The organism is Amphritea sp. HPY, from assembly GCF_050870985.1.
Classification (GTDB): domain Bacteria; phylum Pseudomonadota; class Gammaproteobacteria; order Pseudomonadales; family Balneatricaceae; genus Amphritea.
The window spans coordinates 1,676,283-1,689,879 of record NZ_CP194015.1; the positions used below are offsets into that span (position 1 = coordinate 1,676,283).

At 49.4% G+C, this 13,597-nt stretch carries 12 protein-coding genes; 3 read left to right on the forward strand and 9 right to left on the reverse strand.

The window, feature by feature from the left end; translation table 11 throughout:
• Window positions 1–79: 79 nt before the first annotated feature.
• Window positions 80–1,900 (forward strand): Wzy polymerase domain-containing protein, encoded by a 1,821-nt coding sequence (locus ACQUQM_RS07570; RefSeq protein WP_432473876.1) that lies wholly within the window; start codon window positions 80–82, stop codon window positions 1,898–1,900.
• Here ACQUQM_RS07570 and sixA read toward each other — a convergent pair.
• The 6 genes from sixA to dinG form a co-directional block, all read right to left on the reverse strand.
• The gene (sixA, locus tag ACQUQM_RS07575) at window positions 1,845–2,294 is read right to left on the reverse strand and encodes a phosphohistidine phosphatase SixA (RefSeq protein ID WP_432473877.1); all 450 of its coding nucleotides are present in this window, start codon (window positions 2,292–2,294) and stop codon (window positions 1,845–1,847) included. The genes ACQUQM_RS07570 and sixA overlap by 56 nt on opposite strands.
• Window positions 2,294–3,322, reverse strand: a complete 1,029-nt coding sequence (locus ACQUQM_RS07580; protein ID WP_432473878.1) for an NAD(P)H-dependent glycerol-3-phosphate dehydrogenase — start codon at window positions 3,320–3,322, stop codon at window positions 2,294–2,296. Before ACQUQM_RS07580 ends, sixA begins: the two co-directional genes overlap by 1 nt.
• A 42-nt stretch (window positions 3,323–3,364) precedes the next feature.
• Window positions 3,365–3,580 (reverse strand): hypothetical protein, encoded by a 216-nt coding sequence (locus ACQUQM_RS07585; RefSeq protein ID WP_432473879.1) that lies wholly within the window; start codon window positions 3,578–3,580, stop codon window positions 3,365–3,367.
• 8 nt (window positions 3,581–3,588) lie between these two features.
• On the reverse strand, window positions 3,589–5,043 hold the full coding sequence (locus ACQUQM_RS07590; protein WP_432473880.1) for a protein adenylyltransferase SelO: 1,455 nt from the start codon (window positions 5,041–5,043) through the stop codon (window positions 3,589–3,591).
• Window positions 5,044–5,089: 46 nt separating this feature from the next.
• Window positions 5,090–6,334, reverse strand: a complete 1,245-nt coding sequence (rhlB, locus tag ACQUQM_RS07595; protein ID WP_432474808.1) for an ATP-dependent RNA helicase RhlB — start codon at window positions 6,332–6,334, stop codon at window positions 5,090–5,092.
• Window positions 6,335–6,483: 149 nt separating this feature from the next.
• Entirely contained in the window at window positions 6,484–8,607 is a 2,124-nt protein-coding gene (gene dinG, locus ACQUQM_RS07600) for an ATP-dependent DNA helicase DinG (protein ID WP_432473881.1), read from the reverse strand.
• Between the two features lie 129 nt (window positions 8,608–8,736).
• On the opposite strand from dinG, the gene lexA reads away from it, so the two are divergent.
• Entirely contained in the window at window positions 8,737–9,339 is a 603-nt protein-coding gene (lexA, locus tag ACQUQM_RS07605) for a transcriptional repressor LexA (RefSeq protein WP_432473882.1), read from the forward strand.
• A 4-nt stretch (window positions 9,340–9,343) separates the two neighbouring features.
• The gene (locus ACQUQM_RS07610) at window positions 9,344–9,799 is read left to right on the forward strand and encodes a cell division inhibitor SulA (protein WP_432473883.1); all 456 of its coding nucleotides are present in this window, start codon (window positions 9,344–9,346) and stop codon (window positions 9,797–9,799) included.
• A 90-nt stretch (window positions 9,800–9,889) separates the two neighbouring features.
• Here the strand turns inward: ACQUQM_RS07610 and ACQUQM_RS07615 are convergent, their stop codons facing one another.
• The 3 genes from ACQUQM_RS07615 to topA are packed head-to-tail and all read right to left on the reverse strand — an operon-like array spanning window position 9,890 to window position 13,488.
• Window positions 9,890–10,159, reverse strand: a complete 270-nt coding sequence (locus ACQUQM_RS07615) for a hypothetical protein (RefSeq protein ID WP_432473884.1) — start codon at window positions 10,157–10,159, stop codon at window positions 9,890–9,892.
• A gap of 44 nt (window positions 10,160–10,203) precedes the next feature.
• Window positions 10,204–10,728, reverse strand: coding sequence for a DUF6586 family protein (locus tag ACQUQM_RS07620; protein ID WP_432473885.1), 525 nt, complete (start codon window positions 10,726–10,728; stop codon window positions 10,204–10,206).
• Between the two features lie 33 nt (window positions 10,729–10,761).
• Entirely contained in the window at window positions 10,762–13,488 is a 2,727-nt protein-coding gene (gene topA / locus ACQUQM_RS07625; protein WP_432473886.1) for a type I DNA topoisomerase, read from the reverse strand.
• Window positions 13,489–13,597 lie beyond the last annotated feature (109 nt).

A 13,597-nucleotide genomic window follows, 5' to 3' on the forward strand; every position in this document is an offset into this window, starting at 1 on the left:
ATACAAAAATAGGCTAGTATCTCCCACTGTTTTTTCTTTTTATCACAATTAGTTAAGCATGGACGCATAAGGAATCACGATGGCCCAACCCAAGCCAGACAGCCTGCTGAAGATACAACGTAGCGGATTAATATTACTGGCGGTACTGTTCCTGCCCGCCTCTCTCTTCTTTCAACCTAACCTGGGCGGAGAAGGCCTCTCGATCACATTTAACAGCACGGTGTGGATCACAGCCAGTCTGATTATCTGCTGCGCAACATTTGCCATGCTGAAACTCGGAAGCATTGAATATCCGACGGCCCTGCTGGCTCTGCTAGCGATGCCGGTAGGCATAATAGCCAGCGGCTTTATCGTGGAAAACTTTCTACCCGTAGAATGGGTATTCCGACAACTATATATACTGGCTGGATTTTTTTTCCTGCTGGCGTTGTTTCAGTTTCGTTTTACATTCCGCCAGACAGAGCAGCTATTACTCATTATTTTGATAGCGGGCATTGTTCACGCCCTGTACGCCATCAGTCAGATATTCTGGCCACAGCTTTTCTCCCAATTCAGGGCTCCGAGAATGGGATGGGCGCCGTACGGTATTTTCCAGCAGATAAATCTACTGGCCAGCTTTCAGGCCAGCGCACTCCTCATTGGCGTCTATCTTCTCAGCAGACCTATAGGTCGCAGCCAATCTTTAAGCACCCGATTGATTATTCTGCTGGCAATCCTGCTCAGTAGCTTTCTGGTCTTTTATGCCGGATCCAGGGTCGGCTTACTCGCGGCAATTCTGGGTTTACTACTGATTACCTGCAGTCGTTACCGGCAATTACTGAATAATAGAAAGCTGCTCATTATTGCACTCATACTCTTTATAGGCGCGGGTTTTGCCGGAAAGGAAGGACTTGAGCGCTCAGGTAAGAAATTTCAGGATATTATCACTAATGAAGAGCAAGGTGTTGCCGTACAAGGCGCCAGTTCACGTAAGAACATTTACGCTATATCCCTGGATCTGTTTCTGCAAGCTCCAATAGCTGGGCACGGTATCGGTAGTTTCCAGAAAGTATGGCACGAGAAAAAAGTAGAATACCTGGCTGCGCACCCAAATGCCCTGTTCCCTTCACAACGACTTAGCCACCCCCACAACGAGTTGTTTTTCTGGCTGATCGAGGGTGGCATCCTGGCCATTGCGGGAATACTTATCACCGCACTGACCATTATGGTCGCAGCCTTTAACTGTGGTTGGCGTCGTGGCCTTGCCTATCTGGCCCTGCTCTGCCCGATACTACTGCACACCCAGGTTGAACTACCCTTTTATATCAGCAACATCCACTGGTTCCTGCTGCTGACCCTGCTATTTATAATACTTCGCCACCGTCGTAAACAGAGTAAGCTTCGACTCAGCCGCGCAGCGACGGTAACCATTGCAACAACGTCAATCACAGTACTGCTACTGACAAGCTTATTCATGATTCAGGCACTGGCGGCCAACTCAGGCATTGTGCGATTCCTGCAATCCAGGATGTCGCAACCGGCACACCTGGAAACAGCATTGGAGAATTTCTATTTTCGGGACGACGCCGAGCTATACCTTATGCGCACTTTGCTATTAAGAGACCTGAATAATCAAAGTAACGACTTCGCGCCTAAGTTTATTGAATGGGCCGAGCCTGTTATCGAGTATCGTCCCATCGAACAGTTGTATATCGATCTTGCAAGAGCTTATCTGGCAATAGGAGAGAAGAAACAGGCCGGATTGATAATCGACCGGGGCATTGCGATATACCCGACAAGCAACACACTGAACCAGGCACAGACGAAGATCTATGAAGTGATTAACAAACCAGAATCGACGGCAATTAATACCGTCTCAGCAGCCGCCCCAACCCCGCAGCCGGCACCTCAAGATCAATAACAACCATCGCCCCGGGCTGCATCGGCTCAGGGCGTGTAAGATCTCCCTCGCAGAGCAAAGACACCAGATAGCCGATAAGCGGCTGATGGGTCACCAGCAGGAGCGACTCATCTTTCTGCTGAGACAACCAGTCGATCACCGCTTGCGGGGAAGAGTCTGGTGTAAGAATCTCCAGCGAATGCAACAGTGCAGGCTTCTGTTGCTGTACAAGATCTGCCGTTTGTACAGTACGCAAATAGGGGCTGTGTACGATTCGGGTCACACATGACAGCTCACCGGCGGCGGTATTAAGCATTGCCTGCAATCGCAGAACGCCACCACGGGTGAGATGCCGTTCGTAATCGGATGGCGCATCAAAGCCAGCCTCACCATGGCGCAGTAACAGCAGTCGCATCAGTCGCTATCACGCGGCAGAAGAAACTCCACATCGCTACTCTGAGTGCTGAGCATCATCGTCTTTGCCACTTCGGACACCGGTGCATTTTCAAACACAACCTGATACAAACCGGCAACCAGCGGCATATACACACCGAGAGTATCAGCTTTTTCTTTAACGTAACGCAGGGTATTCACTCCCTCTGCCACCTCACCTAACGACTCTACCGCCTGCTCCAGGGTTTTGCCTTCACCCAAAGCGTAACCAACCCTGTAGTTTCGACTCAGTGGCGAAGAACAGGTGACTATCAGGTCGCCAACACCGGCAAGCCCCAGAAAAGTCATAGGATTAGCACCAAGCTGTACCGCAAAGCGGCTCATCTCAGCCAGACTGCGGGTCATCAGCATACTCTTAGTGTTCTCCCCCATACCGAGTGCAGAACTCAGACCAGAAGCGATCGCGTAAATATTTTTCAACGTTCCACCAAGCTCCACGCCATACATATCTGAACTGGCATAGACCCTGAAGTAAGCACAGTGCATCGCCGCCTGAATAGCCTTACGCACAGAGTCATCTGCACTTGCCACCACTGTCGCTGTAAGCTGTTTTTGCACTATCTCTTTAGCCAGATTAGGACCGCTCAATACTCCTATCCGGTTATCTGGCAGCTCTTCAGCCAAAATCTGACTCATCAGACTGAAGTTTTTTGCTTCAATTCCTTTGGTAGTGCTAACCACGATCTGAGAAGGCTTGAGATAGACTTTAGCCTGCTGCGTCACAGCACGGAAGGACTGACTGGGAATAGAGATAAATACGATATCAGAGTCGGCCAGGGCATACTCCAGGTCCGAGGTCGCTTCAATTAGATCAGACAGCTTGCGTCCGGGCAGATAACGGCTATTCATCCGCTCCGTATTAACTTCTGCCGCCCTGTTACTGTCACGCATCCAAAGCTTGACCGGCAAGCCTTTATCACCGATCAGGTTGGCTATTACTGTACCAAAACTACCACCGCCCAATACGGTTACACTGACGCCATTCACCATGGTGAAAGTTCCTTATCTGTTTTGACTGTTACTTATCTGTTACTAACTGCGGCTATTATCCAGAGAGTCTAGCAATTTATTGACCCCCGCAAACAACAGCTTGACGATAAAAAAGCCAATTACCGCCAGCACTACAAACAACATTGCGACCTTTATATCACCGGTCTTCTGATAACCGGCAAAAGCCACCGCTAAGAAAAAAAGACTGACCAAAGCGCCCAATATGCGACTGATCCGTCCGGTATTATGTTTATCCACTTATCACCTCAGGATGAACAACTGATCGATAGATTTCTACCCCATTCAGGAGTTGCCTGAGAGTATATCCCGAAATCCTGATTTTGATAGGGGTATCTGAGTACGGACAGCAGCTTTACTATTTCACTATGATCTCCATCATACGCTCTGCGTACAGCTTCTTCCGCCAGATAACTACGAAGTATGTAACGAGGATTACTGCGCGCCATAATCTCAACACGTAGCTTTTTACATTCGATTCTGGCCCGGTAACGCTGCAGCCAGCCAGTAATTCCTGACTGATCAGAAAACAGTTCAGAAAAGCCCTTATTGCCAGCATCACTTTCGTGCTGGAGCAAGGCGAAAGCCCGACTATAGTCGACACCGTCTCCAGCCATCAATTGCAGCAGATCCTGAATCAATTGTGGATCCCCCAGTCGCTTATCAGCAAGACCAAGTTTGCTGCGCATCAAGTCGGTATAGACTACTGCATAGACCGCCTCAAACCGCCCCAAAACCACCTCCAGGCCAGCTTTCGGGACAAGACCACTTAATGTCTGAGCAAGGCACACACAATTCCACAGAGCAATAGAGGGCTGCTGCCCGAAAGCATAACGACCATACTCATCAGAACGATTACTGACAAATCCGGGATCATAGTCATCTAAAAAAGCAAAGGGGCCGTAGTCCAGTGTCAGGCCCAGAATAGACATATTATCGGTATTTAAAACCCCATGACAAAAACCAACCGCCTGCCAGTTAGCTACTAAAGTCGCAGTGCGTTCAACAACCTGTTGAAACAGATCAAGATAGGGGTTCTCTGCCGCAAGAGATGCAGGGTAATGATGCTCAATTACAAAATCGGCCAAACGCTTTAACTGTTCCGCCTGGCGACTGTAATAAAAGTACTCAAAATGACCAAAACGAATGTGGCTGGGACTAAGGCGCAGCATACCGGCCGCAAACTCGATAGAGTCACGGTAGATCTGTGTCTCACTGCCGATTATGCATAACGCCCGCGTGGTAGGGATACCCAGCGCAGCCATCGCTTCGCAGCCGAGATACTCACGAATAACCGAGCGTAAAGAGGCCCTGCCGTCACCATGGCGCGAGTAGGGGGTGCGCCCACAACCTTTCAGCTGCAGCTCCCACAACTGCCCATCCGGCGCTGCTACTTCGCCAAGAAGCAATGCCCGACCGTCGCCAAGCTGAGCTGAATAACCGCCAAACTGATGCCCGGAATAGACCGTAGCAAGCGGCACACTCCCTTTTAGCAACCGATGGCCGGAAAACAAAACGCTCAGCTCCAACTCACGGACCTGACATGGATCGAGTCCTATCAGAGACGCTGCGGATGTACTAAAAGCGACTAAACCGGGATTTTTCAGCGGCTGCGGCTGCAGCCGACTGTAGAACTCTTCAGGTAGCTGCAGATAACGATTACTGAGGCTTAACGAACTAAGGTCCGATTGCGTCATAACCATTCAACTACCTGTTTATTATCTGCGACCCTGATCAGCTGACACCGGATCAGACCGCTTCCAGTAAGTTAGGATCTGGATAGATACATTCCATTTTCACACCGGCTTCGGCTTCGATATCTGGCAACAGGAAGGCATCGTCTTCGGTTGCAAAACTGATAGATGTACCGGTACTACCCGCTCGCCCTGTACGCCCAATACGGTGCACATAATCATCCGGATCTTCAGGCAGGGAGTAGTTAATAACGTGGCTGACACCATCAACATGGATGCCACGACCTGCAACATCGGTCGCTACCAGTATATTTATTTTGCCGTTACGGAAATCATCCAGAGTTTTGACACGCTTCTGCTGGGCAATCTCGCCGGACATCAGCGCCGCGGCCAGACCGTCTTTCTGCAAGCGCTCAGCCAGCCGCCGGGTTTCATCACGACGGTTACCAAACACAATGACCCGCTCCAGCTGATTAATCTGCATGAAGTTTCGAAGCAATTTATACTTATCCTGCCGGGAAACCAGAAAAACCTGCTGAGTGACTGAGTCAGTACTCTTCTTTTCCGGAGCGATCTCTATCGTTACCGCATCCGTGGTCCATTGCTGAGCCAGGTTCATCACGTCATCAGTAAATGTCGCACTATAGAGTAACGTTTGACGATCACCTTTACGCGGTGTGTGACGGATGATCGTGCGAACATCGGGAATAAAGCCCATGCTCAGCATCCGATCCGCTTCATCCAGCACCAACACTTCAACGTCACCCAGATCAACATCTTTAGAGCGAACAAAGTCGATTAGTCGTCCCGGAGTTGCGACCAGAATATCGACCGGACGGGCTGCCAATTGCCTGCGCTGCTTTTCATAGTCCATCCCGCCAACCAGTGACACCACACTCAGATCACAATATTTAGCAGTCTCTACAGCGTCTGAGGCGATCTGCAATGCTAACTCACGTGTCGGAGCAATAATTAACGACCGGGGGATACCTTTGCCGCGCTTATAATCGAGCGGAAAGTCAACCAGATCGGTAATGATACTGATCAGGAAGGCGGCAGTTTTACCAGTACCCGTCTGCGCCTTGCCGATCATATCCTTGCCTTCCAATGATTCTGTCAGGGTCGCAGCCTGGATTTCAGAGCAATACTGAAAGTTAAGATCGGCGATAGCATGCATCACATCTTCAGGCAGATCGAAATCATGGAAACGGGTCTTGCCTTCAACCGCAGGAACAACAAACTGATCCCGGGTCCAGGATGCTTGAGAAGCCGCTTTTTGAGAGCTCTTCTTTGAGCTCACAGCTTTGTTTTTGTTAGCTACTTCAGGCTTTGTTTCACTGAGCGGTACAGCATTTCCGGCAGCAGGCTGTTGTTCTTGACCTGATTGAGCAGCTTCACGCTTTAATATATTCTTAATCAATGTATTACCTTATCCGGCATTACTGACGGTCAACTAAAATTTCTGCGGAATGGCGGCAGTGTATCTAACAACTGCCTGCCGTAGCGACGGGTGATTACCCGGCGATCCAATAGCACTATGCGACCACTATCCTGTTCTGTTCGTAGTAGTCGGCCTGCCGCCTGGGTCAGGCGCACTGATGCCATCGGTACTGACCATTCCATAAATGGGTTGCCACCACGTTGTTCAATCCATTCAGCCATAGTGGCATCTACCGGGTCATCCGGCACACTGAACGGTAACTTGGTAATTATCACTTCTGTCAGATAATTACCGGGCAGATCAACGCCCTCGGTAAAAGAAGCCAGACCGAAGATCATGCTTCCCTCACCCTCATCAATACGTTGCTTATGGCGTTTCAGAATCTCATTTTTGCTGAGCTCACCCTGCGACAACACCTTATTGTTTAGCTTTTCGTCCAGACTGGCAAGCACTGATCGCATCTGCCGCCACGAACTGAACAAAACCAGGGTCGCCGCAGCCGGATCTAACTCCCGGTTAAGGTATTCAATCACCTCTTCGGTATGCTGTTCAGCGTTATTTGCTTCTGCCTTCATCGCCGGAATATGCAATTCGGCAGCATTATAGTGATCGAACGGACTAGGCAATGAGTAACAGGCCGTTTCAGAAGGCAGGCCCAGATCGGCAAGTAACCGGTCGAACTTGCCTAATGCGGTAAGTGTCGCTGATGTAACGACAGCAGCAAAACAGTGTTGCCACAGATTATGCGCCAACATCTGTGCCGCAGAAACAGGTGCACTGCGACATTCAAAATCATATCCCTGCGCGGTTTCTACCAGATTAATCCAGCGCGCGGTTGGTGTGGCATTCTCCTCATCGACATGACCAAAACTGCGCCCCAGACCGGTAATCCCCTGATAGCGAGCAACCATCATCCCGACCCGGGGATACCACTGTTCGGCCTGTTGTTTGTCTATCGAACCGTTTTCACCGTCCAGCGATTCCTTCAACAGATCAAGAATCATCTCCATTTTCTTGAACTGACGTGCAGCAAGATTTTCTACCTGAAGGCCAAACTGACGCATCTCATCTGGCAATACACCACCGGGAAAGCGCAGCCGCTCAATATTCCGTCCCCGACTATCATCAAGCAGCTGTGGCCTGACCAGTTCAGCCCAGTTAGTTAACACAACATCGAGATCTTCCGCTGGCTTTTGCAGCTGCCGAACATAGTCACATAGCAGTTGTGGCTGGCCTAGCTGCTCTGTCATTTTGGTTAACTGCTTAGCGGTAGATGACAACCAGCGCACGGTGGATTTTAAACGTAACGAAAACGAAAAATGACCGCTGGCCTTATCGGATAGGTGGTGGCCTTCATCAAAGATATAGATAGTTTCGGCAGGCTCAGGGAGAATCGCACCGCCGCCGAGAGACAGATCCGCGAGAACAATATCGTGGTTGGCGATCACGCATTCAACCTGATCAAGTTCACGTCGCGCTTTAAAAAAACTACAAGCACCAAAGTTACTACAGCGTCGATTGGTACATTGCAGATGGTCGCTGGTCAGCGGATACCAATCCTGATCGTTGATTTCCTGTACCAGATTGTCCCGATCACCATCCCAGCGCCCTGAGGCAAACTCATTAAGCAGAGATTTATAAAACTCAACGGTTTCATCATCCAGGCGTAGTGCAACTTCATCTTCATATAACGCCTGCTGCCCTGTCGCACCATGGGAATCGAGATGTTGTTCAGCTTTATTAATACAGAAATACCGGCCGCGACCTTTGGCCAGACCAAACGATAGCGACAAACCTGTGTGCTCAAGAACTTCTGGCAGGTCTTTATGCAGCAACTGTTCCTGCAACGCCACTGTCGCAGTGGAAAGCACAACTTTCTTACCCAGGGCTTTCGCTATAGGGATAACCGCCAGCAGATAACCGATAGTTTTACCGGTGCCGGTACCCGCCTCAATGACACTGACATGCTTTTCACCCAAACGATGACTTTTGTCGTCGGTGAGTATATTACCCAGCACCTTGGCAACCTCAGCAATCATCTGTTTCTGACCACGACGTGGTTTCAACTGACGGCTTTCCAGAAAGCGCCGGTAAGCACCCTGAATCTCTTGTTTCAACTCTTCTGTCAGCACACGACACACCTGCAGCTCTTATTCTGCGGCCATTCTACCAATAATACTGGATATATAAACATAAAAATGTTTACAAATATAAAATACTGTATATAGTTACAGCTACTGTATAAAAAAACAGAGCCGATCATGAAACTGACACAACGCCAAACAGATGTACTTGATTGCATAAAACACTACATCCGAACCACTGGCTATCCACCTACCCGCGCAGAAATCGCTCGCGAGCTTGGTTTTAAATCAGCCAATGCTGCGGAAGAACATCTTAAAGCGCTTGCCCGTAAAGGTGCTATTGAGATGATCGCTGGCACTTCACGTGGCATACGTATTCCAAATTTCGACGATGAAGATAGCGGTCTGCCGATAGTGGGCCAGGTTGCTGCCGGTGAACCTATACTGGCGCAGGAAAACGTAGAAGACCGGATTACCATTGCTTCTGACTTCTTTCACCCCCCTGCTGATTATCTGTTACGGGTACGCGGTACGAGTATGAAAGACGTTGGCATTATGGATGGAGATCTGCTTGCAGTACATCAGTGCCAGACCGCCAAAGATGGAGAGATTGTTGTTGCACGATTGGATAACGATGTCACCGTTAAGCGCTTTAAACGGGAAGGAAAGCTGATCTATCTGATCGCAGAAAACAAAGAGTTTGAACCAATTGTTGTCGATCTGGAACAGCAAGAACTCTCAATTGAAGGCCTTGGTGTCGGGGTTATCAGAAGAGGATAAGAACATGTTGCAAGTAGAAAACAGCGTTAATCTAAATACCGCTATGCCGGCAGCCCTTTTGCGACCGGAAACTGTAAGAGTTAAGCCTCATTCAGGACTGGCCGGGAAAATAACCGAGATCGTATTACAAAATAACGATTTCGAGCAGATGACGATGTTGCTGCCACTGCTTGCACAACTCAGCAAAGATGATCGCTGGTTTGCCTGGATCGCTCCGCCAGCCACCTTGCCCAAGGCCCTGCTAGAGGCTGCAGGAATCGATCTCAACAAAGTTATGTTACTCCAGCCAGACCAGAACCATTCAACCTATGATCTGGCCTGCCAGGCACTTCAGGCAGGCACCTGTCACGCAGTTATCACCTGGCCAGGTATGCTCAACAATCAAGAATTGAAAAATCTTGAGTCTGCAGCGCTAAACGGTGCCAGCCACGGCATTGTCATCCGCGGGCGGAATGACTAAATACCTTATCATTGCAGCCTCTCCTGCTCTTTGAGTACAACTAAAAACAGCGCCAGAAGCGCTGTTTTTTTTAGCTGTACAAACAGATAATCAGTGAATCACCTTGGGCCGGAGATCATCTGTATTATCTGAAGACCCATCAGAGGCCTGACCCTCTTCCGATTTCTGATTAATATCAGATATCATATGAATTCCGGCAGTCAGCATTACCTTAGCAACATCGATATGCTGTTCGTGCAACTGCTCAAGTATGTGATCAGAAAAATTCACCCGCATAATCGGCTCATCGTCAGAATCGGCTTTTCTCAGCGCTATCTCACCATCATCCAATTCAACTATCTCAAGAAACATATCTGGCATTGTTATTCTCTATTCAGTCTCTGCTCTATCACTGTGATGGCTTATCACCATTCCTGCATACCGCTTCGCAGACGCTCTATAAGCGCCCGAAGCTGATCAAACCAGGCCTGATACTCCTTGATTATATCGGCATCTTCAGCGTGATCCGGGTTGATCTGCATAACATGGATTTCAGAAATACTTTCTGCCTTAGCCGCGGACTGCTGATGGTCTTCCGCCCGCCAGCAGCCTTTGTACGCCGCAAGCAGATGATGTAACCAGCTACGGGGGTTGAACTGCAACTCCTGCAGTTCACCGACTTCAGGCGCTTCCAACCCCTGCGCCTCCATCTGCTCCACCAACTCTTTCAACTTACTGATACGCTCAGCATCAAAACGGTACTGCTCCGCAATCTCTTTCAAGAACGCGCTATAAGCTGAAACCATATGAAACAGCACCGACTCATTGTATGACTCGATCTGCGCATGCTTACTCCATCCCGTCGATGACTGAGCGCTTTTCAGCGCTTCCAGGTGAATCCGGGTGAAGTTAAGCTTTTGATTAGTTCTTGCTAAGTACACACCACTCATTAAGCTCTCCCGATTAAGCTGTTCGAATACCTTTTATTCGTCAGCTTTCTTCTTTGCTGTAGCTTTCTTCGCTGGCGACTTCTTAGCAGGCGCTTTCTTGGTAGCTGCTTTCTTAGCAGGCGCTTTTTTGGCTTTTGCACTTTCCGCAAGCCAGCTACCATCCTTATAAAATGCCCGCCAGCCTGTTGCCTTACCCTCGACCTCAGTCATCACGTACTGCTCTTTAGTTTTGCGACTATAGCGAACAATAGATGGATTACCTTCATCATCCTGCACCGGTGCGGAAAACAAGAAACTGTATTTCGGATCGATCTCTGCCTGATGTGGCAATAGCTCACTGATTTTAGGCGCACGGGTTTCCCGCTTGCGCGGAAACTGACTGGCAGCCAGGAACAAACCCGAAGCCCCGTCACGTAATACGTAGGTATCCTCTACCTTTTCACAAGCCAGCTCAGGCATTGCAACAGGATCCATCTTAGGCGGCGCGGCCTCTCCATTTTTCAGTAGCTTACGGGTATTTTTACAGCCCTCAGCAGTACAACCGAAGAACTTGCCGAAACGGCCTGTCTTGAGCTGCATCTCGGCACCACATTTATCACAATCCAGTACCGGACCGTCGTAACCCTTGATCTTGTAGCTACCCTGCTCGACTTCAAAACCTGCACAATCCGGATTATTACCGCAAATATGCAATTTTCGCTGCTCATCGATCAGGTAGCTATCCATCGCCGTATCACAGATCTTGCAACGGTGCTTATTACGCAGAATGCGTGATTCTTCCTCATCATCACCGTCGACGCTGACCACTTCATCGCCATGCACCAGGTTCATGGTTGTTTTACAGCGCTCTTTTGGTGGTAATGCATAGCCTGAACAACCCAGGAATACCCCGGTCGTACCCGTTCGAATCGTCATCACCCGACCACAGCTGGTACAGGGAATATCGGTTTCAGTCGGCGCATTCGGGCGCATACCATCTTCAGGATGTTGCGCCTGCTCAAGACGGAAAATAAAACCATCATAGAACTGATTCAGCAATTCCTTCCAATCTGCGCTTCCAGTCGCGATATCATCCAGCGACTCCTCCATTCTGGCGGTAAAGCTGAAATCCATCAGGTCGGTGAAATTTTCCACCAGCCTTTCAGTAACAATATCGCCCATTTTCTGGGCATAGAAACGGCGATTCTGAACCTCGACATAGCCGCGATCCTGAATGGTAGAGATGATTGATGCATAGGTCGATGGACGACCAATACCCCGTTTCTCCAACTCTCGTACCAGGCTTGCTTCTGTAAAACGCGGTGCAGGCTTGGTGAAATGTTGCTTTGGATCAAACTGTTCAAGTGTCAGCAGATCGCCGGATTTAACTTCCGGCAGGATAATATCATCGCTTTTACCTTGCGCAGACATCACCCGGGTATAACCGTCAAATCGCAGAATACGCCCTTTGGTTCGCAATTCAAACTCGCCAGCATTTACTGTGATACGGCTGCTGGTATACAAAGCAGGCATCATCTGACAGGCAAGGAACTGGCGACGAATAAGCTCGTACAAGCGCTCAGCGTCACGCTCCATACCTTTTAACGATGTAGCCTCTATGGTGACATCGGAAGGGCGAATCGCCTCGTGAGCCTCCTGAGCACCCTCCTTGCTGCTGTATAGGTTGGCATCCTCCGGCAGGTACTTAGTGCCAAAGTTTTCCTTAATATAATCCCGGCAAGTCGCAACTGCTTCACCACTCAGGTTGGTGGAGTCGGTACGCATGTAAGTTATATAGCCCGCCTCATAGAGACGCTGGGCCAGCATCATGGTCTTTTTAACACCGAAGCTAAGTCGGGTACTTGCTGCCTGCTGCAGTGTTGAAGTAATGAAGGGAGCTGAAGGTTTACTACTGGTAGGCCGGTCCTGGCGACTGGCTACTTTCAGCTCCAGCCTGCTCAGCTGATCAAGGTGCGACTTAACTTCCGTCTCGCTAACCGGACGGAAGGCTTCACCCTGATATTTCTCTACCTGAAAACGGATCGAATTATTATCCGGGGTCTGCGTGTCAGCATGAATTTCCCAGAACTCTTCCGGGATAAAACTGCGTATCTCTTTTTCACGCTCCACCAACAGACGCACGGCAACCGACTGAACACGTCCGGCGGACAAGCCTCGGGCAACCTTTTCCCACAATAACGGTGACACCATGTAACCAACAATACGGTCAAGGAAACGGCGAGCCTGCTGCGCATTGACCCGGTTCAGGTCAAGATCGCTTGGCTGCTGAAACGCTTCCTGAATCGCTTTTTTGGTGATCTCGTTAAACACCACCCGGCGATATCGATCATCGTCTCCGCCGATCGCTTCACGCAGGTGCCAGGCGATCGCCTCCCCCTCTCTATCCAAATCGGTCGCGAGATAGATAGTGTCAGCATCTTTGGCCAGTCGTCTCAGTTCATCAACGACCTTTTCCTTGCCTGGCAGAATTTCATACTGCGCTTTCCAGTCCTGCTCAGGGTCGACGCCCATCCGGGCAATCAACTGTGTTTTTGCTTTCTTTGCCTTATGGCGAATCTTATCTTCCGGCGATAATTTACGCGTGATAGCGGCCTGTCTGGCGCGCTCTTTAGGATCACTTTTGGTTGCCGCACCGGAGCCGCTGGTCGGGAGATCCCGAATATGACCAACACTGGATTTAACAACAAACTGATTACCCAGATACTTATTGATGGTCTTGGCTTTTGCCGGTGATTCGACGATTACTAGGGATTTTCCCATACAAATTCAATCCTTAGGGATAAGGTTGGCAACATAAATCAGGGTGCATATATAAGGGCTGCTGGTACCTTGGTCAAGCATCCGCTTAAAAAAAAACACTTTTTAACTT

What these genes read in the sequence shown, in the direction of transcription:
- sixA (WP_432473877.1), bottom strand. Translation starts at nt 2,294, where the DNA reads ATGCGACTGCTGTTACTGCGCCATGGTGAGGCTGGCTTTGATGCGCCA.
- ACQUQM_RS07620 (WP_432473885.1), bottom strand. Translation starts at nt 10,728, where the DNA reads ATGAGTGGTGTGTACTTAGCAAGAACTAATCAAAAGCTTAACTTCACC.
- ACQUQM_RS07610 (WP_432473883.1), top strand. Translation starts at nt 9,344, where the DNA reads ATGTTGCAAGTAGAAAACAGCGTTAATCTAAATACCGCTATGCCGGCA.
- ACQUQM_RS07570 (WP_432473876.1), top strand. Translation starts at nt 80, where the DNA reads ATGGCCCAACCCAAGCCAGACAGCCTGCTGAAGATACAACGTAGCGGA.
- ACQUQM_RS07615 (WP_432473884.1), bottom strand. Translation starts at nt 10,159, where the DNA reads ATGCCAGATATGTTTCTTGAGATAGTTGAATTGGATGATGGTGAGATA.
- topA (WP_432473886.1), bottom strand. Translation starts at nt 13,488, where the DNA reads ATGGGAAAATCCCTAGTAATCGTCGAATCACCGGCAAAAGCCAAGACC.
- ACQUQM_RS07580 (WP_432473878.1), bottom strand. Translation starts at nt 3,322, where the DNA reads ATGGTGAATGGCGTCAGTGTAACCGTATTGGGCGGTGGTAGTTTTGGT.
- ACQUQM_RS07590 (WP_432473880.1), bottom strand. Translation starts at nt 5,043, where the DNA reads ATGGTTATGACGCAATCGGACCTTAGTTCGTTAAGCCTCAGTAATCGT.
- lexA (WP_432473882.1), top strand. Translation starts at nt 8,737, where the DNA reads ATGAAACTGACACAACGCCAAACAGATGTACTTGATTGCATAAAACAC.